Source organism: Verrucomicrobiota bacterium, assembly GCA_039192515.1.
Classification (GTDB): domain Bacteria; phylum Verrucomicrobiota; class Verrucomicrobiia; order Methylacidiphilales; family JBCCWR01; genus JBCCWR01.
This window is the reverse complement of record JBCCXA010000020.1, coordinates 46,548-70,509: the sequence shown is the minus strand read 5'-3', so window position 1 is coordinate 70,509 and position 23,962 is coordinate 46,548. Positions and strand designations below refer to the sequence as shown.

Annotated in this window: 27 protein-coding genes; 16 read left to right on the top strand and 11 right to left on the bottom strand. The window is 41.3% G+C overall.

Going from position 1 to position 23,962, the window contains the following annotated elements:
* Positions 1–102: 102 nt before the first annotated feature.
* The 4 genes from AAGA18_10295 (at position 103) to AAGA18_10280 (ending at position 1,858) form a co-directional block, all read left to right on the top strand.
* Positions 103–345 carry a hypothetical protein gene (locus AAGA18_10295; GenBank protein MEM9445729.1) on the top strand — a complete coding sequence of 81 codons (243 nt, stop codon included), beginning with the start codon at positions 103–105 and terminating at the stop codon, positions 343–345.
* Between the two features lie 130 nt (positions 346–475).
* A complete protein-coding gene (gene nrdR / locus AAGA18_10290; protein ID MEM9445728.1) occupies positions 476–928 on the top strand; it encodes a transcriptional regulator NrdR in 453 nt (150 codons plus the stop codon).
* Positions 929–952: 24 nt separating this feature from the next.
* Complete coding sequence (locus AAGA18_10285) at positions 953–1,507, top strand: hypothetical protein (protein MEM9445727.1); 555 nt, start codon at positions 953–955, stop codon at positions 1,505–1,507.
* A 3-nt stretch (positions 1,508–1,510) separates the two neighbouring features.
* On the top strand, positions 1,511–1,858 hold the full coding sequence (locus AAGA18_10280; protein ID MEM9445726.1) for a histidine triad nucleotide-binding protein: 348 nt from the start codon (positions 1,511–1,513) through the stop codon (positions 1,856–1,858).
* Between the two features lie 246 nt (positions 1,859–2,104).
* Here AAGA18_10280 and AAGA18_10275 read toward each other — a convergent pair whose 3' ends face one another.
* The 3 genes from AAGA18_10275 to AAGA18_10265 all read right to left on the bottom strand — a co-directional run bounded on the left by AAGA18_10275 (position 2,105) and on the right by AAGA18_10265 (position 5,262).
* Positions 2,105–3,295, bottom strand: a complete 1,191-nt coding sequence (locus AAGA18_10275) for a response regulator (protein MEM9445725.1) — start codon at positions 3,293–3,295, stop codon at positions 2,105–2,107.
* Positions 3,296–3,419: 124 nt separating this feature from the next.
* On the bottom strand, positions 3,420–4,760 hold the full coding sequence (locus AAGA18_10270) for a dipeptidase (protein ID MEM9445724.1): 1,341 nt from the start codon (positions 4,758–4,760) through the stop codon (positions 3,420–3,422).
* Between the two features lie 358 nt (positions 4,761–5,118).
* The gene (locus AAGA18_10265) at positions 5,119–5,262 is read right to left on the bottom strand and encodes a hypothetical protein (GenBank protein MEM9445723.1); all 144 of its coding nucleotides are present in this window, start codon (positions 5,260–5,262) and stop codon (positions 5,119–5,121) included.
* 721 nt (positions 5,263–5,983) lie between these two features.
* Between AAGA18_10265 and AAGA18_10260 the strand changes: the two genes are divergently transcribed.
* Positions 5,984–7,132 carry a hypothetical protein gene (locus AAGA18_10260; GenBank protein ID MEM9445722.1) on the top strand — a complete coding sequence of 383 codons (1,149 nt, stop codon included), beginning with the start codon at positions 5,984–5,986 and terminating at the stop codon, positions 7,130–7,132.
* Between the two features lie 9 nt (positions 7,133–7,141).
* On the opposite strand, the gene AAGA18_10255 is transcribed toward AAGA18_10260, so the two are convergent.
* Positions 7,142–7,720, bottom strand: coding sequence for a hypothetical protein (locus AAGA18_10255; GenBank protein MEM9445721.1), 579 nt, complete (start codon positions 7,718–7,720; stop codon positions 7,142–7,144).
* A 145-nt stretch (positions 7,721–7,865) separates the two neighbouring features.
* Between AAGA18_10255 and AAGA18_10250 the strand changes: the two genes are divergently transcribed.
* The 5 genes from AAGA18_10250 to AAGA18_10230 are packed head-to-tail and all read left to right on the top strand — an operon-like array spanning position 7,866 to position 10,733.
* Positions 7,866–8,624, top strand: coding sequence for a putative 4-mercaptohistidine N1-methyltransferase (locus AAGA18_10250; protein ID MEM9445720.1), 759 nt, complete (start codon positions 7,866–7,868; stop codon positions 8,622–8,624).
* Positions 8,625–8,640: 16 nt separating this feature from the next.
* Complete coding sequence (locus AAGA18_10245; GenBank protein ID MEM9445719.1) at positions 8,641–9,081, top strand: translation initiation factor; 441 nt, start codon at positions 8,641–8,643, stop codon at positions 9,079–9,081.
* 14 nt (positions 9,082–9,095) lie between these two features.
* Positions 9,096–9,665: a methyltransferase domain-containing protein gene (locus tag AAGA18_10240; GenBank protein MEM9445718.1), complete on the top strand. Its 570-nt coding sequence runs from the start codon at positions 9,096–9,098 to the stop codon at positions 9,663–9,665.
* Positions 9,666–9,688: 23 nt separating this feature from the next.
* Positions 9,689–10,339, top strand: coding sequence for a ribonuclease HII (locus tag AAGA18_10235; GenBank protein ID MEM9445717.1), 651 nt, complete (start codon positions 9,689–9,691; stop codon positions 10,337–10,339).
* Positions 10,302–10,733, top strand: coding sequence for a YraN family protein (locus AAGA18_10230; GenBank protein ID MEM9445716.1), 432 nt, complete (start codon positions 10,302–10,304; stop codon positions 10,731–10,733). The genes AAGA18_10235 and AAGA18_10230 overlap by 38 nt, the downstream gene beginning before the upstream one ends.
* A 2-nt stretch (positions 10,734–10,735) precedes the next feature.
* On the opposite strand, the gene AAGA18_10225 is transcribed toward AAGA18_10230, so the two are convergent.
* The 4 genes from AAGA18_10225 to AAGA18_10210 all read right to left on the bottom strand — a co-directional run bounded on the left by AAGA18_10225 (position 10,736) and on the right by AAGA18_10210 (position 16,365).
* Positions 10,736–11,191: a DUF309 domain-containing protein gene (locus AAGA18_10225; GenBank protein ID MEM9445715.1), complete on the bottom strand. Its 456-nt coding sequence runs from the start codon at positions 11,189–11,191 to the stop codon at positions 10,736–10,738.
* Positions 11,192–11,225: 34 nt separating this feature from the next.
* On the bottom strand, positions 11,226–12,683 hold the full coding sequence (gene sthA / locus AAGA18_10220) for a Si-specific NAD(P)(+) transhydrogenase (GenBank protein ID MEM9445714.1): 1,458 nt from the start codon (positions 12,681–12,683) through the stop codon (positions 11,226–11,228).
* Positions 12,680–13,516 (bottom strand): HDOD domain-containing protein, encoded by an 837-nt coding sequence (locus tag AAGA18_10215; protein MEM9445713.1) that lies wholly within the window; start codon positions 13,514–13,516, stop codon positions 12,680–12,682. Before AAGA18_10215 ends, sthA begins: the two co-directional genes overlap by 4 nt.
* A gap of 158 nt (positions 13,517–13,674) precedes the next feature.
* On the bottom strand, positions 13,675–16,365 hold the full coding sequence (locus tag AAGA18_10210; protein MEM9445712.1) for a transglycosylase domain-containing protein: 2,691 nt from the start codon (positions 16,363–16,365) through the stop codon (positions 13,675–13,677).
* A 233-nt stretch (positions 16,366–16,598) separates the two neighbouring features.
* Here AAGA18_10210 and AAGA18_10205 point away from each other — a divergent pair, with 233 nt between their 5' ends.
* Complete coding sequence (locus tag AAGA18_10205) at positions 16,599–16,961, top strand: LysM peptidoglycan-binding domain-containing protein (protein ID MEM9445711.1); 363 nt, start codon at positions 16,599–16,601, stop codon at positions 16,959–16,961.
* Between the two features lie 38 nt (positions 16,962–16,999).
* On the opposite strand, the gene AAGA18_10200 is transcribed toward AAGA18_10205, so the two are convergent.
* Positions 17,000–17,413 carry a hypothetical protein gene (locus tag AAGA18_10200; GenBank protein MEM9445710.1) on the bottom strand — a complete coding sequence of 138 codons (414 nt, stop codon included), beginning with the start codon at positions 17,411–17,413 and terminating at the stop codon, positions 17,000–17,002.
* A 228-nt stretch (positions 17,414–17,641) separates the two neighbouring features.
* On the opposite strand from AAGA18_10200, the gene AAGA18_10195 reads away from it, so the two are divergent.
* From AAGA18_10195 to bioB, 4 genes are all read left to right on the top strand, one after another.
* Positions 17,642–18,046: an Hsp20/alpha crystallin family protein gene (locus AAGA18_10195; protein ID MEM9445709.1), complete on the top strand. Its 405-nt coding sequence runs from the start codon at positions 17,642–17,644 to the stop codon at positions 18,044–18,046.
* 201 nt (positions 18,047–18,247) lie between these two features.
* Positions 18,248–18,775: a hypothetical protein gene (locus tag AAGA18_10190; GenBank protein ID MEM9445708.1), complete on the top strand. Its 528-nt coding sequence runs from the start codon at positions 18,248–18,250 to the stop codon at positions 18,773–18,775.
* Between the two features lie 70 nt (positions 18,776–18,845).
* On the top strand, positions 18,846–19,328 hold the full coding sequence (locus AAGA18_10185; GenBank protein ID MEM9445707.1) for a hypothetical protein: 483 nt from the start codon (positions 18,846–18,848) through the stop codon (positions 19,326–19,328).
* A 262-nt stretch (positions 19,329–19,590) separates the two neighbouring features.
* Positions 19,591–20,577: a biotin synthase BioB gene (gene bioB, locus AAGA18_10180; protein MEM9445706.1), complete on the top strand. Its 987-nt coding sequence runs from the start codon at positions 19,591–19,593 to the stop codon at positions 20,575–20,577.
* On the opposite strand, the gene AAGA18_10175 is transcribed toward bioB, so the two are convergent.
* Together AAGA18_10175 and AAGA18_10170 are read right to left on the bottom strand one after the other, a co-directional pair.
* Complete coding sequence (locus AAGA18_10175) at positions 20,574–21,389, bottom strand: histidinol-phosphatase (protein ID MEM9445705.1); 816 nt, start codon at positions 21,387–21,389, stop codon at positions 20,574–20,576. The two genes, bioB and AAGA18_10175, sit on opposite strands and share 4 nt — an antisense overlap.
* Before the next feature lie 41 nt (positions 21,390–21,430).
* On the bottom strand, positions 21,431–22,204 hold the full coding sequence (locus AAGA18_10170) for an FkbM family methyltransferase (GenBank protein ID MEM9445704.1): 774 nt from the start codon (positions 22,202–22,204) through the stop codon (positions 21,431–21,433).
* Positions 22,205–22,292: 88 nt separating this feature from the next.
* On the opposite strand from AAGA18_10170, the gene AAGA18_10165 reads away from it, so the two are divergent.
* The gene (locus AAGA18_10165) at positions 22,293–23,933 is read left to right on the top strand and encodes a DASS family sodium-coupled anion symporter (protein MEM9445703.1); all 1,641 of its coding nucleotides are present in this window, start codon (positions 22,293–22,295) and stop codon (positions 23,931–23,933) included.
* Positions 23,934–23,962: the final 29 nt, after the last annotated feature.

Here is a 23,962-nt window from a genome sequence, read left to right as displayed (position 1 = left end):
GACCAAACGCAACAATAAAATTATTTCATTTAAATGTTATCGATTTCTTGTCGAAACACTTTCTATCAAATTATTCCGATCATGAGAGGAGGTGAGTAGAGCATGGCAATAAAGAAAAAAGTAGCTAAGAAAAAAACCGCTAAGAAAGCGGCCAAGAAAAAAGTTGCTAAGAAAGCAGTTAAGAAGAAAGTTACTAAGAAGAAAGTAGCTAAGAAAAAAGTTGCTAAGAAAGCTGTTAAGAAAAAAGTTGCTAAAAAGGCACCAAAGAAAAAGGCAGCCAAAAAGGTAACTAAGAAGAAGGTTGCGAAGAAGGCAACCAAGAAAAAAGCTTCCAAAAAGAAGTAATTCTTCAGCTTAATGGAAATTATTTCACGGGTGCTTCATCTATTATGGATGAAGCACCCTTTTTTATGCTGCGTTTGTCATTGACCCAACAGACTGTATACTCTAGAAACAGTGAAACACTATATATTGTATGCGATGCCCAAAATGCGGCAAAATTGAAGACAAAGTGATCGACTCTCGAACATGGAAAGATGGGGCCGTGATCAGAAGAAGGCGCGAGTGTCTTCACTGTGGAAACCGCTTCACTACCTACGAAGAAATCGAACGTGAAGACATACGAGTCATCAAAAGAGATGGGCGATATGAAGCTTTTGATATCAAAAAATTGCTAGGAGGCCTCCTTAAGGCATGCGAAAAAAGACCCGTCAGCCCTGACCGCCTTAAAAAAGCTGCTCAAGACATTACTGATTCACTCGAAAAAAAATATAACAAGGAAATACCGTCTACTGAAATTGGTGAATCTATTATGCGAACATTACGCCAATTGGACGAGGTTGCTTATGTGCGCTTTGCTTCTGTATACCGCCAATTCAAAGATATTGATGAATTTATTAACGAGGTTAAAAACTTACATGAAGAATAAACCTGCCCACCTGTTGTCAAAATTATGATAGCACTAGCTCAAAAATTGCCTCTTGTGCTCTGGCAACAAAATCGGCAGGTTCCATTATCCGAAGGCTGGATAGCAGAGTCTATTGACCTCACAGCTCAGCAAGTTGGCGATGAAGATTGGAGTTGGAGTGAAGAAGTTGCTCATGCCATTACCTTTTACTTACAACATGAGTTTACTGGATGCGTCATAGAGAAAGATGATATTGAAGAGATTGTTCGCCGCTCTATAGTTGGAATTGGATATCCTAAACTTGCAGATCACATAGCCTTATCTGCTCCGAGAGTTAACATTTACCTACCTGATATAGCTCGTAAAGCCTCATATGAGCTGCATTTCTTCCAACTCTTGGGTGAAAAGCTTCAAGAAGCCTCAGAAGTTGTTATGGTTCGTGGGATTAAGCTAGAAGAGATTCGTACTTGCGTAAAAATCATCGCTAATGCCTCAAGATGGAAAAATTCCTGCCAACATCTTAATGATGAAATCGTTTCATTTACTCGCAAACAAATCTGCCACAGTGAAAACCCACCCTCAGAACTCATTATTAGCTGATCGATGATAGAAAAAAGCCTATTTGAGAAAATTGTAGATCGCGAAATATCTGCTGAGATAGTATATGAAGACAATCTTAGTTTAGCTTTCAAAGATATTAGTCCCCAGGCCCCAAAGCACCTTTTGATCATACCCAAAAAGCGTTACAATCGAATAGCAGAGGTTCCTGAAAGTGAAAAAAGCCTCCTGGGCCATTTACTGATAGTTGCTGCTAAAGTAGCTATGGATGCAGGTATAGAAGATAGTGGTTACCGAGTCATCATTAACAATGGAAAAGATGGCGGCGAGTCCATTCCTCATTTACATCTGCATGTAGTCGGAGGGCGCCCACTATCTTGGCCTCCAGGTTAGAAATTTATAGACCTTGCAAAAAAGTGTAGAGAATTTCATGGAGTTTAACCCAAATGGTGCAGTAGAAACTTAAAGATCTGACCAAGATCTTGTCTCCTAGAGACATCGATTCTCCCGGAGGTGTCACCTTTTGATAGATCTTCGACGACTCTCTTTTCCCTGTGACTCAAGCTTTTAAACATCTCGTTCAACTTCTATAATATCATTCGGGTTTAAGAAATAATTCTAGAGTGCTAGGCTACCACACTAAACCATTACTTCCATCCACTCTGGCAAGCGCTCTTGGATTTCTAGTAGCTCCAAATATTTAATATCGAGCCCTTCAATGTCGCTTAAATTTGCAACAGGCCGCTTCTTACCAAGAATCATACTTGCTACATGCACAGCTGTTAAAGCTGTAAACTCATTCTCTCTTGCAGCTAATGGATGATGGTGATATTTGATACAACGCACAATAGATTCAGGAAGACCCCATAACTCCATTAAGAAAGCTCCTAAATCAGCGTGGTTGGCACCAATTACGGAGTATTCTACCTCAAGCAAATCCATATCCTCATGTTCCTCTAAATACAAAACCCTCTCGTAGTCTTTTTTAAAATTACAAGCCATCACAAGCTGTCCAATATCTTGTAAGAGTGCCCCAGCGAATGCTTCGTCGTATAATTTCTTATCCCCTTTTTCCATCTGAGCAATCATGCGAGACATCTGAGCTGCTTCAAAACTATATTCCCACAAGCCGTCTACATTAAATCCTTTAGCATGATTGCCCTTGAATTGAGCAAACACCTTCATACTGAGCACCAAGGTCTTCACCAACTCAAGGCCCAAAAAAGCAACAGCCTCTTGAACTGATGTGATCTGTTGCTTAGCTGCTCCAAAGAAAGCAGAATTAACTAATTTAAGGATTTTAGCGGTCATAGCAGGATCTCTTTCAATAAGCTTTGCTATGTCCTCAGTAGAAGTTAGTGGATCTTCCAACTTTTGGCTTATCTCGACATAGAGACTAGGAATAGAGGGAATTGTATCAATCCTAAGAATAATCTCACGCAATTGCCTTTTTTGTAATAAGTCTTCGGAGTTACTTATATTTTGAATGGCTTTGGCTAGTCTCTTTGAATTACATGGCTTGATAAAATATTGATGAGCTACATCAACGGTCTTCAACGCGGTATTCAATTCAGATGGGGCAGAATAAATAAAACGAGCAGTTCTAGGGCAACGCTTCTTCATTTCCTCTAATAGCATCGCTCCATCCATCCCAGGCATTATCATGTCACATAACACAATATCAAATTGATTAGTCTCTACCTTGGTCAAAGCTTCTTGACCACTGGAAGCAACTTCTATCTCGTAGTTGGAATCAATTAATGTGAGTTCTCCACGCGTATTTTTTAATTCCGCAGGCTCATCATCCACCAATAAAATGCGCTTTGTCATAAATTGCTTAAATTTGCCTAGAACTCAATGATGTTGGGTATTACAAGCCCCGCCATATAGTAATTCGACGTCAAAGGGACAATTATTAGAAATTTATCTCTGTTGCCCGAAATCCATTTAGCACTTACAGGTTAGCAATTTCACGCAATAGTAAGCCTGAAAGATGAATGCCATACTCCATGTTTCTTAGATCAAAATTCTCATTTGGAGAATGAGCTCGGCAATCTGGCAAAGCCAAACCAAGAAGCAAAGTGTCCACACCCAAGATGCGCTGAAAGCCCGCAATGATGGGAATACTACCACCTTCCCTGACTAGTGCAGGATCTTTACCATTAAAAGCTTTACGCAGAGCTTTTTGAGCTGCTTTCCCATAACTGCTTTGCGGATTACAGAGATAGCCTTCGCCGCTATGCCCTCTCTCTATCTCTATGGTTACGGATTCTGGACAATGCTTACGCAAATGCTTCTCCACGCAATCTAAGACTTGATCAGCTGTTTGATTAGGAACTGTGCGGAATGTTAGCTTCGCATTTGCCTCTGATGGGATAACTGTCTTTGTACCCTCACCCTGATAACCTCCCCAAAGACCATTTACTTCAACAGTGGGGCGTGACCACAAACGCTCTAAAGTTGTACATTCTCTTTCGCCTTCTAATTTAGGAACACCAGTATGGTCCAGCCAATCTTGGTCAGTAATCGGGAGCTTTTCCCACGCCTCCTTTTCCCATGGGAAAAGATCCAAAACATCGTTGTAAAAACCATCTACTGAAACCTTCATTTTCTCATCATGCAGTGACGCTACTAGTCTTGCTAATGCGGTAAGAGGATTCATTACCCCTCCTCCATAGATCCCTGAATGCAAATCGTGTTTGGGGCCCTTGAGAGTAACTTCCAGAGCAGCAACTCCACGGAGACCATAGGCCAGTGTTGGAACACCAGGAGCCACCATATCCGTATCGGAAACCAAGATGACATCACAAGCTAGCTCATCCTTGTGCTCTTCCAAGAAAGGTTCTAAATTAGGACTACCAATTTCTTCTTCTCCCTCGATCAAAAAAATTATATTCACAGGAACTTCGCCATTCTTCTCAATGATTTTTTGCACACCCAAAATATGGGAAAAAATTTGTCCCTTGTTATCCGAAGCCCCCCTTGCATAGACCATATGTCCATCAACATGTGGCTCAAACGGCGGGTGATCCCATGCATCTATAGGATCAACAGGTTGAACATCGTAATGACCATAAATTAAAACGGTTTTTCTATTTTCTTGATGTTTATTGCTACCAACCACTATTGGACAACCTTTTGTCTGATGGAGCTTCGCGTCTAAGCCTAGGGTAGATAATTTATCAACAAGCCAAGCTCCACAAGTTTCCACCTGGTCCTTGTATTCTGAATCCGTGGAGATACTCCCAAACCTTAAAAAATCCAGATACTCTTCTAACTGATCGTTTTCTAACATGCTATTGGTCTACAGAGGCTTTGTGATTTCTGGAAGAAAAACATCTTTTCAATCTCTAATAAACTCGACAGGCCTTCTTATCCTTTAGTACTAACATTAAATTTAACCTCCTTAGGTTCAAGCCTAACTTCTCAGAAGCTTCTGAAACAAACTCTACCCCATTCTAAAAGCCTATATGTTGTTCATAACTCATGCTCTCTTTTAGCTCCCACTCAGTGGTTAAAAGCTTAGTCAATTTTCTGTTATCACTCTGATTAAAACACGAAAAGAGAATATCTGCTTTGACTAAAAGCTCGCATTATGAGAATGCTATACAATGTTTATTATTCTCAGATAACTCTCGTGTTGCTCGGTACGCCTATCTTACTTGGGGAGCACTTTGCATAAAATCTGTTGAAACAATCATCTGACCAATACTCTCGATAGCGCTATTTTCTAAACCCGCACTCACCAAACGCAGATAAACATCTTGATATGAAGCTTGCTCCAATTCAAAGGGCACAGTTTTTTTCCTCCCGAATGTCGTAAATCATCCACCACCGCAGTGACAATTAATTCCGCAATACGCATCTTAGGCAGATGCTTTCGTAGACCAATACAGTAAGAGGCTATAGCGAGTTCCGTTACATATTGAGAATATGATAGGAAGCATTTACTGACCCTTTTATAACAAAGTTACAAGCCATATTTCCTGCTTTCATAACAGGACTCTCTTTTCGAATCCTAGGGCATCTAAAAAACGAGAGTTACCATGTCCGGCTGAGCACCTGTCATCCTCAAAAACTGGGCTGTTCGCCTAAACAGTCTAATGGTTCTTCCACAGAACTAGACTCAGTATGTGCGTTGTGTTTGGCTTGAATTGAAACGCTTCCTGTAATACTTCCAACTACTTTCATAACTCCTTAGAGATCTATCGCACTATTAGCTTCAAACAAAGCCACATCTATATGTTCAAGTAAAGTAGGTTTGGTAGTTTTGGATCCTAAGGTCCCCAAAAGCTGATCCTTGTCATTTTAGTCTCTTAAAAGCATCTTCAAAAAAGCCTATGGTAATCAAGCGAACATCAGTTATCTCCGCAAATTATAGAATATCTATGATTCAGGATAAGACGATTACTTTGCTAATCTTAATAGGCAGGAAACGTTAGAGTTTGACTACAAGGTTTTATGTAAGGAAGATTTGCAATCTTTTAAAAATACCCGATATTACGATTATCACCAACTATGAATATAACCACACCAACCTATCCGACATTTTCACTTACCAGACTCATGACAACCGTGTTTGAACCTACGGGGCGCGAACGTATATGCGTTTTAATTGATCTTGATAATCCAGCTGAAGAAGTAAAAGACTTTGCCTTCCTCAAGAATCCTGACTACTCCATACAAAAATATGGATACGAAATTTTTTACAAAGGACTCAATGGAGAAGAAGGACAATCGATGGGTTTCAAAAAATGTGATTTTTTTGCTTATAAAATAACCGGGGGATCAAACCTTGACTATGATGACGATGCTTACACGCCAGAGGGCGAGGAAGTATCTTTTGAAAAAGACGTATATCCCCATTATGATTTAATTTTATGTGTCTCAACCTACTCTGCGACTGCGCCTCTAACAGCATTTGCCAAAAAATACGGTTTCCGAGGTGCTACCTTACACGGACTAAATAAGGTCATATTAGAGTCCGGTCTTGCCGTTGATTACAATGAAGTTAGTGCTGCTGCTGAAAAGCTAAGACTGGGCATGACCAAAGCCGATACCATAGAGATAGATTTTTACTACAAAAACAAAACCTATACTTTAAAGCTAGAACTTGGTAAACAAGAGGCCCAGAAATCCCATGGTCTGTGCCGTGGCTCAAAACCAGATGTTGCCAACTTACCAGCAGGCGAAATATATTTCGTTCCTACAGGAGCCTCTGGAGCCTTCCCCATGAAATATGAGGATGGGACTATTGGTCTGATGCAAGTAGAGCAGGGCAGAATTATTCATGCCTCACTGCTCGATGGCAATCTGCAAACCATATCTAATCACCAAAATAAAATAATAGCTGATCCAGTAACTGGTGAGCTAGGAGAGTTAGGTTTTGGAACTCAAGTCTTACCCGTTTCTGGACGAGATATCCAAGATGAAAAAGTATTGGGAACGGTTCACGTAGCAACTGGTAGAAGTGACCATTTAGGTGGTAGTCTTACACCAGATAAGTTCCTTGACAGTAAAAATGCTACACACGACGATATCCTCTACGCGCCCCACAAGACACCTGAAATTAACATATCCCAGGTGAGAATGTTTAAAGGCGGTACTACCGAAAGACTTATCGAAAACTTCAGGCCCATCTATATGCAGCAGCTTCTCGATAACTAACCAAGTCTTTCAGAAGTTTTTCTTTTTCTTCACTTTGTTTAAGCTTTGATCTAGGTAGTCACCAGTTTCGAAGTCCATAGCTGCCTCACAGTTTTTAATAAAGCTGCTTTTGTCAGTCTTTGTTAATACTTTCTTGCCTGAGCTATCCCTAGCAACAGCAGCGTAGGCATAATAACTCTCTCCCCATAATACTGGACGAGTGTCATCATAATGAATTTCAATAGGGTCTGTCTCTAATTCCAATTCGGAGCTTTTTTTAACATCAAATTCTAAAATATGTTTACCCAATACTTTAAATACTTTAGATTTAAGTTTGTCACGATGACATAGTCCAAAGTATATCATTTCGACTTTCAAATCTTTCAGGTCCTCTTTCATACTTTCATTTTCAACGATCACCTTAAATACTAAGCTGTGCATCTTATCATCATTTGAATCTTTGCCATCGCCTCTTCTCTTTACTTTGTTTATTTGAATTTCGATATCATCCAAACTTACTTCGCCCCATGTTAAAGTGACGCAAGGTCCACTTATTAAAAGTACAGCCAAAAAAGTAACAAGATATCTCTTAATGCTTAATTTATTCATTTTCCCTCCTCTATTGAGTTAGATTTCTCTGTATGAACGATTTCGCTAAGAAATCGATTTTGCATGGGATATAATACCTTCCAAGGCAAATTATTGTATGTTACAAATTTGTATCTTAATTATAAAAGGCTATCCTCCCCAGACTATGACAACACCTATTTATGAATCCCGGGAACTGTTAGATCAATATCTTCTCTTTCACTATGGATCAGAAAAGGAAATTCTTCCTTACCCAGGAGGACCTCGAGATGCCCTAGGTTACCCTGTTAGATGCGCTCTAGAATGCCAGAGCCAAAAAATCCATCATCCAGGAAATGAAAACCTCCGTGCTCTTGATCTAGGTTGTGCCGTCGGGCGTTCAACCTTTGAGATTGCCAGAGCTTATCATGAAGTGATAGGCGTAGACTTCTCCCATCAATTTATTAACACAGCAAAGATCCTCAAGGCTCAAGGAGATTTTGCTTATAGTCGAATTGAAGAAGGAAGCCGCAAAACTCAACTTAACGCTTCAGTGCCTCATGAGATTGACCGCTCGCGCGTTCAATTTGAACAAGGTGATGCTTGCAATTTAAGAAAAGACTTAGGCTCATTTCATCTTATCTTAATGGCCAATCTCATTGACCGACTTCCAAATCCTAAGGCATGTTTAGAGCGTCTTCCAAATTTACTCTTCCCGAAAGGAATACTAGTCATCACATCTCCTTACACTTGGATGGAGGTCTATACACCTAAGGATCAATGGACAGGCGGAACTGATGATAAAACCACACTCGAAGGACTTAGAGCCGTATTAGAACCTAACTTCAATCTTCTTAAAACCAAAGATATGCCTTTCCTTATTCGAGAGCATGCTCGAAAATTCCAATGGTCAGTGGCTCAAGCCAGTATTTGGCAAAATAATTAGAGAACTTTTATTTCAGATGGCTAGGAGTAAAAAGAGAAAAGTCAATACTGACAGGTCAAACAGTTTTACCGGACTAAACGACTTAGGCAATGCCTTAGATGCATTACCTCTAGAGAATTTAAAACTAGAAAGTGCTGAGACTTCACCCAAACCACCCCGAAGCGCCAGATGCGATTCAGCTAAAGAAAGCCAAGACCATACCCCCCCTAACCCTTCCCGTATTTTAATACGAAAAGAGACGGCACACCGTGGAGGTAAAGCAGTTTTAATTATACACGACTTCCCTAAAAGCATAAGCAATGATGCCATTGAATTCCTAGCCAAGTCGCTTCGTAAGCACTGTGGAACAGGTGGAACAACTAAAAATAGAACCATCGAAATCCAGGGGGAGCAACATCTCACAAAAATTCGTTCCTTTTTATCAGCTCAAGGCTTCAGGTCAGCAGGTATTTCATAGTCGAAGAATTGTTTATGGACTGGAATCAAAGGTACCTAGAGAATGATACACCTTGGGATAAAGGAAAGCCTGCCCCACCACTTGTGGAGTTTCTGGAGAAGAATTCTATTACCGGACACGTTCTTATACCAGGCTGCGGCTTAGGTCATGATGTGCGACTCCTTAGCCAACATGGGACAAAAGCCCTAGGAATGGACCTTTCTCAACAAGCTATTGAACAAGCTCAAGCTATCCCAAGCACAGGGTTTATTAACTACGTAAAAGCTGATTTCACAAAATTACCTGGACATTTCCATGCACGTTTCGACTGGCTTTTTGAACACACTCTTTTTTGTGCAATAGAACCTCATAATCGATCAGCCTACGCAGCAAGCGCAGCCCAGTGCCTTAAAGCTCAAGGAAAGTTCTTAGCGATCTTTTACCTAACTCCAGGCGCTGATTCGCCACCACCATATCCATCAAGCCAAGAAGAAATCAATACACTTTTTACACCATACTTTACTATCTTAGAAAAGTGGCAACCAACAAATGCTTATCCTTCTCGTGAAGGTAAAGAGCTTGTATTTCTGATGCAAAAAATCTGATATAAGAAGATAGCTTTTAAAAAATGAGCAAAACTCAAAAATCCATTCTATCATGGCAATACGAGCAAGCAGCTGAAGCTGAAGGTTACCGGTTCGTTGCAGGGCTAGATGAAGCAGGCAGAGGCTGCTTGGCAGGACCAGTTGTTGCAAGTGCCGTTGTTTTTTATAAAAAAAATACTTGGCCAGCTTCTTTAAATGACTCAAAAAAGTTAACCAGATCTCAACGTCAATATCTCTACGACAAGCTTGTTGATTCAACTAATATCCAGTGTGCTACTGCCTCCGCCAGCGTAGAAGAGATCGATGAAATTAATATCTTGCAAGCATCATTCTTAGCTATGAAGAGAGCTTGGCAAAAACTCAAGCAGATCCCAGACTTTGCAATTATCGACGGGAAGCTTACCCCTAAACAATCTCCATGGGCTATTCCAACTAAGGCTATTGTTAGAGGTGACTCGTATTCTCCATCTATTGCAGCGGCTTCCATTCTTGCCAAAGAAACCAGAGATCGCATGCTAGAGGCCTTAGATTTAGATTACCCAGGCTATGGACTCGCCCAACACAAAGGATATGGAACGCAGCAACATTTGGCGGCAATTAAAAGACTCGGAATTTCTGCAGCACATCGCAAATCATTTGCACCCATACGACAAACGTATTTGTCCCTTAGATGAATTTGAGAATTCACGTCAATTCGGTCTTTATGGAGAACGAGTAGCTGAATGCTATCTGCGAAAAAACAAATACCAGCTATTAACTCGCAACTACAGCTCTCGTTGGGGGGAGATTGACTTGATTTGCCGCCACAAAAAAATACAACCAACAGTAAAGCTGGCAAACACTTTAGTCTTTGTAGAGGTAAAAACTCGAGGTCCTAAGTTTTTAGAAATACCTAGCTCAGCTGTTACTCGATCCAAACAACGCCGCCTAAAACTGACTGCCCAAGCTTATCTACAAGAACTAGAATGCTCTGACCCACCCGCTCGTTTTGATATCGTTGAAGTAATTCTAGCGCCTGGAAAATTACCTCAATGTGAAGTGATCCAGGACGCATTTTCGGTTGCATAAAACTATCTGGGCATCTCCAATTTTGGAGCAATATCCGGAGACCAAGGATTTTTTTTAAAGTCTTCAGCTATTAAGGCTTTATAATAACTCTCACCTAAGTTAGATAAATGTTTTAGATCTAGGTCTTGATAGACGTCTCCATAACTAGAGACATTACCCAAAGCCAACTTAATCAATCTCGAAGCAGGCTCAAGTCTTCGCCCATGCACATGATGCTCTGGAAATTCTTTATGCAACTTCATGTGAACAAACGCTCCAGCAAATTGAATTAAGCCTTTATAAAAGGCATAATTTTTACCAGATTTTCCCTGTATTAGCCACAACTCTTCTAATACATCATGCGCTTCATAGTACATTTGTTGATTAAAGCATTTGAAATACCCGAGATAATTCGCTTCCCAAACAGGATGCTGAATATCTTTAAGCAACTCTGCAATCTTAGGCGACTTTTTGCTCACCCTGAAAGATTAGCAAAGATCAAGCCAGAGCCAATTATTTGCGAGTTGAAACACTCTCACCACCTCGATTTCTTCGTGCTACTTGGTCCATATCACCACGCTGGACCATAATGTCAAATGCCGCCAAACGGTAAGCCTCTGTTAGTGTTGGGAAATTAAAGATATTATCTATAAAGCCATCGATAGGCATATCAGCTACCATGGCCATTTGCGCAACATGAATCAAATCAGATGCGCCTTCACCTAAAATTTGTGCCCCAAGAAGCCTTTTACCATCAGGCCCTGTAATTAGCTCTAGAAAGCCATCTTCGATTCCAGCTATTTGCCCTCGCGCAACTTCTTCAAAGCGAGCCCGACCAACTATCGCTTTGCCGAATTTTTCTCTCACCTGAGTTTGGTTCATGCCTACGCAAGATATTTCAGGGATCGCATAAATCCCAGAGGGCAAATAATAATTCTCCGCTGACGATTCAATATCAAATGCATGGCAAATAGCTTGTCTACCTTGCTCCATAGCTGCTGAGGCTAAAGAAGGTGGTCCAATCACATCGCCGACAGCATAGATATGCTTAACTTTGGTCTGACAGTTCTCATTCACCGGAATAACCCCTCTAGAAGTTGTTCCAAGGCCAGCCTTTTCAATTTTTAAACCTTCTAAACGCGCTACTCGGCCCAAAGCAAACAAGCATTTTTCAGCAGAAACTTCTTCGCCATCCTCCATCCTAACTGTCACAGTCGAAAGGCCATCCCACTTTGCAGTCTCGACATTTCTACCAGGCAGATAAACGCCTCCTTTTTCTTCAAAACTTTTAACAAAGCGATCCGTCACTTCTTTATCTAGAAAAGCCAAGGGTCTTTCGCCTTTGTCAACAATGGTAACTTTTACTCCAAGTGAAGCAAAGACCGTGGCATACTCACATGCAATCACTCCAGCACCCAAGACTAATAAAGACTGCGGCAAATAAAGCATGGAAAGCAAAGAGTCGCTGTCAACGATATGGTGGTGATCTACGGTCATATTGTTCGGGTCTCTAGGCCGTGAGCCAACAGCTATGACAATGACATCCCCTTTCACACGAAAGCGTGTACGATCTACTCGGATGATTTCAAACTCATGCTCATTTACAAAACTAGCTCTTCCATGGCAAATCTCGACACCCTCGCGCCCAAGCTGCTGGCCCATATAATGAACATGACCTTCTACAACTTGATCCAATCTCTTCATCAAACTAGCGACCTGCAAGTCCTGAGTTGCTTTTAATTCAAAAACTCCTGCACTACGTTTCTCGAAATTTGTTAAAGAAATAGCAGTTTCACGAAGCGTTTTACTAGGAATAGTCCCACGATGTACACAACTTCCACCCACTTTTAAATCTCGCTCAACCACTAAGACTTTCTTGCCAAGTTTAACGGCTTGAATGGCAGCCTTTTGGCCTGAGGGCCCACTACCCACAACCACCACATCGTAATGTTCTGTAGAAGGCTGAATCATCCCAAAACATTCGTTGACTCGATTACTTTCTCTTTTTTTTCTAATAATTCATCCAACTCATCTGGATAAATATTCAATGTCTCAAGCATAGGGTGTTCCATCAATTGCTCCTCAGTAACTTCTCTAGGCCCTACAGCAAAGTGGGCTAAGTCATTGGCAAAGTTTGTTAAAGTAGCAATCTCGGCGCAGCTTGGAGCATCCTGTGGATGATGGTGATATGCAATAGCTTCTCTTAAACGATCTGGTAGTGACCACTCTTTTGCAAGCATCGCGCCTACAATTGCATGAAACTCTACCATGACAGATTTTACTTCTTCACTAGAAAAATTCATTCCCTCTTTTTCTTCAAGGTCTGACATGAATTGATAGAGGACCGGACAACCCACATCATGCATCAACCCACAAAGGAAAGCTTCCTCAACATTACGGCGACTTTGTCTAGCCACCTCTTGAGCATATGCGCCAGCAGCTAAGCAATGCTTAAATAATCCTCTCACTTCCTTTTCATAATTCTTCACCTTAAACACTTTCCCTTCGCAAGAAATGATCATGGTAACTTCTCTAACCTTTTTGAAACCCAAACGGGTAATTGCCTGCTCCAGTGTTTTAATTTCGAAACCAGGCGAATACATGGCAGAATTAACGATACGGAGAAGATTGCCAGCTAATGATTGGTCACGGCGTATTAGATCATTGAGCTGATCAAAACTAGTATCAGGATCACTACAAAGGCGCATCACTTGCGTCGCCACTTCAGGTAGTACTGGCAAATCTAACTTACCTTCGTCTAAATATTCCTGAAGGCGCGAGTATATGGTAGTGGTTGAAGACATAACTTATTGGGCCTTTTCTACTACCTGATGATATCGGCACACTATTCATAAATGTTTAATTAAGAAGCACTTTCATCAGTAATTATGTTCCGCCAGCAAACACGGAAAGAGGTTTTTACCTCGATTGCAAGACTCTGACTATAAAGGAGTTATAAACTTCACGGGGCGACGGGAACCGCTCTGGGAGCATTCAACGACTCAGTATCTGTATCCTCATCCACAGGTAAAGCTACCTCGATTTCCTCTTCATCTATGCTAAGTAACATATCCTGATTCTCACTTACCTCATTTTCGAAATAGTCGTACTGAGGCTCTGTCACTTTAAAAGACTTGCCCATAGCCTCTTGCTGCAACTGCACTTCGTCACTCATTGCCAGCATAGCAGGACTTTGTACAAAATTATCCAAGCGCGCCAGTGCTCTGTAAGCTTGATCCTCTCGTATATATTCCTGTTGCCCATCATCAGGACTATCCATAATTTTCTCTACAACACGGGTACTTTTTTCTCTCCATCCTAGGTTAAAAAATAGAAATCTTGCATTACCCGCAGGCTTTACAATTTTCTCTCTAATCACACGCATGCCACGACTTGCTTTACGAACTCCCCTAGGTGGCTCAAAATCATTCACACCATACATCTCTGTAGCTGCTTTCATGATTCGCCCCCATATCGGGACAGCTATACGGCTAGAGTATCCGCGGCTAATGATCTCCTTAGGCTCATCCATTCCAACCCAAACGCCTGCTGTAATGCTTGAAGAAAATCCCACAAACCAACAGTCCCTGTAGTCATTAGTCGTTCCAGTCTTTCCGCCAAGCTGCCCTTCTACTTTAAACTTGCTTTTTATGGCTGCACCCGTTCCCCTATTGACCACTTCTTGCATCAAATGATTGACTTGAAAACTGACTTGAGGAGAAAGCACTTGTTTCCTCTGGTCTTGGTGCTCATAAATAACACGCCCATTAGCATCCTCAATCCGCTCAATGATATAGGGCTCAATAAGACGTCCATAGTTAGGAAATACAGTGTAAGCACTTACCATATTGAAGGGTGTAATCTCACACGCTCCTAAAAAGCTTGATTGAAATGGTGGCACCTCAGTTTCAGTAAGCTGATTCATCAGAAAAGCAAAGTCCTCTTTACCTGCAGCAAGCCCCGCACGCATCGCACAATAATTATTACTCAACCGCAACGCCTCACGAACGCTTATGTAATTGCCTTGACCCTGCAATTCAGGAGGTAAAGGCCAGTCTGTTTCAATGGTGAGATCAAAGGGCGTCTGATCGATCTCGGTAAAAGCCGTCATGTTTAACATATTGAAAGCATGGGTATAAACGAATGGCTTAATAGACGAACCAACTTGACGACGCGCCAACAATGCTCGGTTAAAGTGAGATTCGTCATAGCTCCTACCGCCTACTACCGATAACACTCCCCCATCATCGTTCTTAATAGCTACAAAGGCCCCTTGCAAATAATTCGTCTGACTCGCACCGCCCTGTTTGGGCATCTTAAAATCAGCACGCTTAGGATGATTGTAATAGTTTAATTTTTCTATATTTAAGCAGCCACGCTCCACCTCTTTCTCTGCAATCTTCTGAAGCCTCAAATCAATAGTTGTGTAGATTTTCAAACCTCCTTGAAAAACTTCCTTATCTGAAAGAAAATCAGGCATTTCCTCACGTATTGCAGATATAACATAGGAACCGGGCAATTTCTTTGAGGGCTGAACAGATATTGGTGAATCGCTTGCTTGCTGGTATTCCTTATGTGTAATGTAACCTTGTTCCAGCATCCTGCTTAGTGCTGTTTGCCGAGCACTTCTTGCTCGCTCCGGATAAAACCATGGCGACGCGCTGTTCGGTGCTGATATTATCCCTGCTAAAAGTGCTGATTCAGCTAAAGTTAAGTCCTTGGGATGTTTTGAAAAGTAGCCATCTGCCGCCGCTCCTATCCCATACATGTTACGACCAAAGTAAATTCTATTAAGATAAAGATTGAGTATCTCTTCTTTCTCATACACTTGTTCTATACGCACAGCAATAACCATCTCTTTCAACTTCCGGTCATACGTCCGTTCAAACATGCTAACTGTATTTCTTGCAAGTTGCTGAGTAATAGTGCTTGCTCCGGACTGGATCCTCGACTTTTGTAAGTTGCCTATTAATGCTCTTGCTATGGCTATCAAATCTACTCCACCATGGGCATAAAATCGTTGATCCTCAGTTGCAATCACAGCATCCCTCATATGTCGCGGTATATCTGAGTCATCAATAGAAAGCCTGTACTCATCAAAAAGCCGCTGTATTAGTTCGCCATTTCGATCATAGACAAGAGTCGTGTATGCCATATCCTTTACTTCATCTAGATGAAACGAACTTGTTTCATCCCAATAATGCTGAATCACAGAATATGCTATAATCAAAAGGCCTGCAGGAATAACTATTAAAACGATCGCGGCTAACTTTAAAAAAAACGGCCCCCTAAATATTCCAAAAACAAGAGAATAGATAATGCTAGTTGTATGGTGCGCCCCATCAACAATCCAATAGGAGATTCTGGTAGCTAGCTCACCCAAAAGAGCCCATGCAGAAATGATGCATTTAACAAAAATTGCAACTACCAGGATTAGCTTAAGCTGATTAGCAATCTCCTTTTTAGGCACCAAAGACTCTAACTGAACCTTAGTGAGGTTTCGTTTTTTATTGACTGACTGACTGGGGCGTTTTGATGGCGAGCTAGACTGCTTTCTAGTGATTACTCTTTTTTCTACAGCTACAGACTTGGGCTGCTTCTTCTTTGAAGCAGTCTTTTTGGCTGGCTGACTTGGTTTCCGCTTTCTTGCCATAAATCTAAAAGGATAAGTATCAAATCTTTAGTAATAGCGTTAAACAATCGCTAACTAACACTTTAACTAATACCATGTTGTCGCTTTACTGTAAGCTAAAATCCTCACAATTAGCCTTTTCAGTCATCGGCAGGAAATAGGAAAGCTGTATAAAAGTGTTTTTATCCTCGTTAGCGCATCCTCTCGTGAAAAGTGTAGCACGAAGTGAAACTTAGTGATAGCATCATAATTCTATGATACACGTGACTCGTTCCATAAATACTGGACTTCTTTCCCTAACTATTCTTGGCTCTCTTACATTTGTAGGATGCAGCTCCAATTCTAACTCTGGCGATCAATCGTCCGACATTTTTGATCCATCTGTAACTGGATATGAATCAACTTATGGCGCAGAAGTGATTGAGCCAACTACTCCTCAAACAACTTTCGAATACACTATCAAACCAGGCGACTCTCTCTGGAAATTATCTCGCGAGTATGGGACTCAAGTTATGACCATCAAGAAACTCAACAATTTAGAAAGCGATATGATCCGAGTAGGAGATAAGCTTCTGATACCCGGCACAGATCCTTCTCTGACAGAATCTGCCGAGTAGACCTCATTTTCGAAGCGAAGACAAAATCAAGGTTCAAATTACAAGTCCCGCCACCCTATGACATGACCACCTTGTAAGATCACCTCAAATTCATCTTCGCTACGAGTAATAAAATGAGGTGAGTAAACACGACTAAGAATCACATCGTTCCTACATCCTAAATGCGCATAGTGATGACTCGGTATCGTATAGGTCACGAGCCGAGAATAGACCCAGTATAATTCCTCACTACCCTTACGGACACCTTTGTTGACTTTGGATGGCTTGCCGAGAGCTATGAGCACGCCATCTGCAGGTAAGCCCTCACGTATTTTACCTTCTAATACTAAAGCCTTATCTCCCTCGCTTAGCCCTGTAAAGGCTTCGGCATATTTTTCGGACCTGCTCAGCGGTGTGGCACAGGCACTCAACAGAAATAGGGCGATTACTGAAACAAAAAGCCCACGCATCATTCCATAAAATTAACACAAATAACCATCAAAGTAAGCTACCAAGATATAAATTTCATTTGCGCCATAGTGACACAATGATTCACGGTCCATTCAATTGCGCCATATTGGCACAATTGAAAATTCTTAAGAATTCATAAGTCATTCATTATCAACACTTTAATTTTGAAAAGTGTTGGCATCCATCCTGCCATATAAAGACCTGATAATTCAACGAAAGGAAATAAAATAATGTATTTAACAAGATGTAACACAAACCCTGTTCAGAAAGATCATGCGAATATTGATGGCTTTTTGGATGCCTTCTTTAATGTAAAATCCACTTGGGATTTGAACCAAAACACCCGCACTAGGCAAAATGACGATGCTTACTCTGTTGAAATAGACTTACCTGGAGTAAGCAAAGAAACCCTAGCTATTCGGGTGGATAACGACCTTATCCATATTAAAGCTACCCGAAGTGGTCTCGGTTCAGCAAAAGATCATAAAGGTCCTGAAGTTAATAAAAGCTTCTATCTTCCTGATGATGTAGATGTGGATAAGATCAATGCGGTGATTCAGCATGGAGTGCTTACGCTAAATTTGCCAAAACGCGAAGAAGCCAAGCCCAAGAGCATCGAAATCAAAGTCAATTGAATATATTGAATATAATTAATATTATTAAAAACGGCTCTCATAATGAGCCGTTTTTTTGTGATGCAATCAACATGTATATAATACCGAATGACCCTGCATAATAATCCATTCGCTAAACTCTATCCAGCAACCGCCGATCTTGAAAGATGAACAAGTTTATTTACTTTGGATGCTCAACAATCACTAGAAAGCAGAAAGGCTATGCCAAGTCAGACAATAGAAGATCCTATTGATCTAAAACAAATCATCAATCCAATCAACGAATATTCCGAAGGGCTTGCAGTCCTTAGCGACATTCTACGATCACGGGAATGGTTTTGTGCTTATTACTGCGGGTATAATAAAAAAAGCCTTATCAGACTTTTAACTGAAGCTCCGCTAACCCACCTCAATGTTTTATCAAAAGTTGAAACATCCACTAATTTTGAGGATGAAATTCCTAGCCGAGACAAGGAATGGAACCAGAAAATTCACTATTGGCGTGCAGGGGGGCTAGTAGATTCTGAAATTTTTATTGCAGATTACCCCTGGTCACGAGACGGTCAGCTCAAAGACATCCTAAGAGAATCTGTACCACGAGTTGTTTTCCTCTTGGGTGAAGCAGCAACTCAAACAGAGCAGAGGCGTTATAGCTGGCGCAGAGGAAAAGATTTTAATGTCGGCTTACTCAAACCTATCTACGAAGCTTCCGTAAATACCGGAGACAGATTCCGCTTACTGTTAAGTTAAAAGCTGCAAATCATTCTCAGCTTGCTAATACTATTAAACTCAGATTAAAGTCTATAGCTGGATAGAACGGATGAGACCAACAATCTGCTTCGCAGTAGCGACAATTTTCTGTTACGCCACAAGTATTGCCTCAAGTTATGCCCGTCTGGGCGAATCTTCTGAAGAAATCAAAAAGCGTTTTGGAGCTCCTATCAAAGAGCAAAAAATTGAAGCGACAAACCTCGAACTCAAAACCTATACAAATAATGACCTTGTGATTGATATCTTTTTTGCCAATAACAAAAGCTTATCTGAGCAATATTTGCGTATTGTCCCCGGAATAGAGAAGACTATTCGACCTTTTCCAAAATCACTTCACAAAGCCATTCTAGAGGCTAATGCCCAAGGGTCAGAATGGAAGCTTGTTAGTAATGCTAGCTCCAACCCAAAACGCTATGTTCGGATAGACCAGAAAGCTATCGCCTCACTTAAGCTTGAAAAAGATCAAGTCATCGAAGTAAGGATTAGTTCTCAAGCCTTTGCTAAGCAATTCCAGAATTTAAAAAAGCCCTAATCATGTAATAACACAATAGTATTTTTCTTGTCCCACCGTACCGAGTCTGCAACCATTTGTGTAGGAAGAAATTAGACCCAGATCATGTCATAGAATTTGAACGAGATGTGTAAAAGCTTGAGTCACAAGAAAAAGAAAGTCCACGAAGATATATCTACAGGTGATACCCCTAGGAGACTGTATGCTTTTCGGGGTCAAAATCTTGGGCAAATCTTTAAGTCTCTATTTCATAGTCAAGGTTAAATTATAAAGAGCAAGCTATATGCAAGAAACTGTTTTATTTGAAGAGATCCAGGCAATCTATGACTTGCCTTTCTTCGACCTTATCCAACGTAGCAGAAACACCTATTTGGAACATTGGACCAACAACGAAATCCAACTATGCAAGCTCCTTAGTATCAAAACAGGAGGCTGCAGTGAAGACTGCTCCTACTGTGCCCAAAGCGCTCATTACAAAACAGCGATCGAAAAGGAAAAATTGATGTGCGCAGAGGAGATTCTCCCTATTGCTGAAGATGCAAAAAAGAATGGAGCCACTCGCTTTTGTATGGGTGCAGCCTGGAAAGGCGTGAAAGAGGACGAAGAGAAATTTGCTAAGGTTATCGAAACAGTTGAAAAGGTAAGTCAGCTAGGATTAGAAGTTTGCGTGACATTGGGTAGCCTGACACAAGGAGCGGCTAATCGCCTAAAAGAAGCTGGATTAACAGCCTATAATCATAACATCGACACCAGCCCCGAATACTACCCTAATGTCGTTTCCACTCACACGTTTCAGGACCGTCTAGACACCATACAACACGCCCAAGATGCAGGTATTTCCGTATGCTGTGGAGGTATTCTAGGCTTAGGTGAGACTATTCATGATCGACTCCGCATGTTAGAAATCCTGGCCAATATGACCCCACAACCTGAAAGTGTTCCTATCAATGCCCTCATGTCAATGCCTGGAACTCCACTGGAAGAGCAACAAACAGTAGACATCTTTGAGGTGGTTCGTATGATCGCTACAACTCGTATTTTTATTCCTCAGGCAAAAGTCAGACTCTCCGCTGGTCGCAGCCGCATGAGCAAAGAAGGACAAGCGCTTTGCTTCTTTGCTGGAGCCAATGCCATTTTCTACGGAGATAAGTTACTTACAGCTGGCAATCCTGAAGAGCACCAAGACATGCAACTACTAAAAAGTTTGGGCCTAGAAGCTCAACCGCCTAGACCCGCTGTAAGTCCCGTAACCTGCCAAACTGCTGCTTAAATCAAGCTACCACGAGCATCGGATATCAAAACGCTTTGCCTTTCTCTACTTTTAAAGAAGGAGACTTCTTTGAAACCTGCTTTCTCTAGGGTATCCAGAGCCACTTCGAAAAGATCTCCTACCCTCTCAGGCACATGAGCATCAGCACCTATGACCATCGGTATGCCCCGAATACGTATCTCATGTAGAATCTCAGGTGCGGGGTTCATTTGCGGAATTGATTTTTTGACGCCCGAGGTATTCAACTCCATAGCCAATCCAGTTTTGGCAATACGGTCTAAGGCAGGTCTTACAAAATCAAGAGCAGATGCCACATTCCAATTCTCAGGGTTTTCGTTCTTAATCAAGTCAGGATGCGCCAAGCAATCATACATGCCTGTTTCAGCTGTCTCAGCAAGTTGGTCAAAATAGTTTTTTACAGTTTCCTGCCAAGTCCCTGAAGAGAAACGTTCTCTGTAATAGTTAATCTGAGGATGCACGGACCCTAAGATATAATTTAAGGGGTATTCCGCATGTAATTCTTCTAAATACTTCTCCAATCCGGGAAAATAATCGCTCTCTAGACCAACTTGAACATCTACTTTGCCTCTCCATTTATCACGAGCCTCTGCCACAAGATCTTGATAGAGCGCGTATTGACTTCTATCCATACGAACATGCTGTGACATACCATCTGGCAAAGGGCAGTGGCAAGTGATTGTCAAGCCTTTCAAGCCGCGTGCATAGGCTTTTTGAGCATAATCACCCACTGTGCCTTGTGCATGCTTACATAGAAATGTGTGACTATGTGTTTCGTACAAAATAGATTCCACACCAAACCCTTAGACTACCAATTTTATACAAACAAAAGCTTTTAAACTTTGTCACGAAATGCCCTAAACACCCAATTTTTAGAAACCCTCTCGATTCTTTCAAAACCAACACGCTTTAATATATCATGACAAGCTCCTATGTCATATTTTTTAGGATGCATGACAAAGACAATTTCTCTCACTTTTGCCAACTGCTCATGATAGGTTTCAAAAAAGACTAATTCAGAACCCTCAGCATTAACTTTTAAGAGATCAACTGTCTCAAGCTCATCAAAGACTGCTCGCAAATCAAGAAACTCTCGCTCTTCTACTTTTCTCTCTTCTGCTATGGCTGTTCCACTTCTCTCATAGAGAGTATTCCACCCAGAGAAATCATAGTCTGTGAAGCGAGCGGTACCTTGTAATTTCCCAACGATGCCAAGGTGTAGTGCAAGTTTGTCCCCTACTTCTAGCTGAGATTCAATTCGATCGCACAGGTCTTTATAGGTTTTAGAGCACCCTTCGACTGCATGCATGCATAGACGTGTGGATGGCTTGATCGCGTCGCGCAACACCATTGCGCGAAGTAAAAAGTACCCTACATTTGCTCCTATATCTAGAAGCTTAATATTGTCTCCAGAGTTTAGCACATCTTTAAGAGCATGGTCATACTCTTGTTCCACAAAAATATCATGATAGCTAATCCAATCTGAGATACTTTTAACATAGGCCCGATGCTTCTCATTAAAATCCCAGTGGAGTTTTAAAGCCTCCAGTGCCTGGTTAGCCGAACGAATGTATTGCAATTGTAAATCTGTAACCTCTGAAGAATCCATTGCCTGTACAATCGGCCTTATTTATTAAAAATGTAGAGGCGCTTTTTCCTTGCCATCTGAGGCACTAGGTCGGAAGCTGCATGTATACATGAATCAAAAGCAATGCATTGGTCTTATTGCGGGGATCTTAGCTTTGTTAATCATTTGCTTTTTCCCTATTCCTGGTCTGCTGATACCTGCACGTATAACGCTAGGAGTCCTGGTAATGGCAGCCATTTTCTGGATTACAGAACCGATCCCAATCTTTGCTACCTCCATGGTGATTATTTTGCTGCAAGTGTTTCTTTTAAGTGACAATGGCCTTCTATCCAAAAAAATCTTTCTCGAGGACTCCATTCACAATCTAGAATCATATGGGACTAAAAAAGGTTTTTATTGGATCCCTTTAGATTCACTTAGCATCCAGGATGATAAAACCGTGGTTTACAAACAAACCGAAACTGGAGGATTTCAGGCTATAGAAATTGGCGCGGTAGATAGTCTTACCTCTAAGAAGAAAAATTATATCATAGGACGCTCAAATGAATTATTCCCGGGTGACATACTTGCCAAGGATATGGAAGGTTGGATTACCAGTTATAATCCAACCTCCTACAAAAAATTCTACAGCACACTAGCAAACCCTATAATTATTCTTTTTCTGGCAGGCTTTGCCCTAGCAGCTGCTGTAGTTAAGTACAACATTGACCAGTCCATCACCAAAGTTCTTCTCTTACCTTTTGGCGACAAGCCCGCCAATATCGCTCTAGGTCTGATGTTAGTGACGGCCCTGCTTTCGGCCTTCATGAGTAACACTGCGACCACTGCCATGATGATGGCTATTGTCTTGCCTATTGCGACTCAACAGGAAAAAGATAACCCCTTCCGTCAGCTTGTGGCATTATGCATTCCAGTTGGAGCTAATATTGGAGGTATTATGACGCCTATAGGAACACCACCCAATGCCATTGTCCTAGCTGCCTTGAGCAATGATGGAGTTAATATCTCTTTTTCGTCGTGGATGCTGATGACAGTCCCTTTAGCCCTTATCATGCTATTTATCTCCTGGCGTATTTTACTTCTACTATTTCCACCAAAGCCTGAGCCTTTCAAATTAAAACTCACAGGAGAATTTAAACGCACCTTTTATTCTACCGGAACCGTTATCATCTTCAGTGTCACGATATTTCTCTGGCTTACCGAGAAGTTACACGGACTCTCCTCAAAAATCATCGCCTTTTTGCCCATTGCCCTTTTACCCGCGATTGGAGCTATCGATGTAAAAGATATTAGAAACTTTTCGTGGGAAGTCTTATGGTTAGTAGCCGGAGGAATTTCCCTGGGCATTTCTATCCAAGAAACTCAACTCGCTTATTGGATCATGTCTTTAGCTGATTTGACTACATTAGGGAGCGTAGGCCTCATTTTAATCTTTGCTTTTTCCAGCTACCTATTCTCTAACTTTGTCTCGAATACTGTTACGGCAACAATTATTGTTCCACTTGCTATAGGGCTTGGCCCTTCTCTAATTGATCGTATCGATTTTAGTATGCCAGCCATTGTCATCACTATTGCACTGGCTACCAGCTTTGCCATGATTCTTCCCATTTCAACACCACCCAATGCCATAGCTATGAGTACGGGGCTTATTAAAAGTCAGGAAATGATCAAGACAGGCATAATTATTGGAATCATAGGATCTAGTTTAGTTATCATAACAGGCTTAGTTTACCTACCCTTATTTTTTTAACCCAAATGATGTAATAGAAATTGAACCAA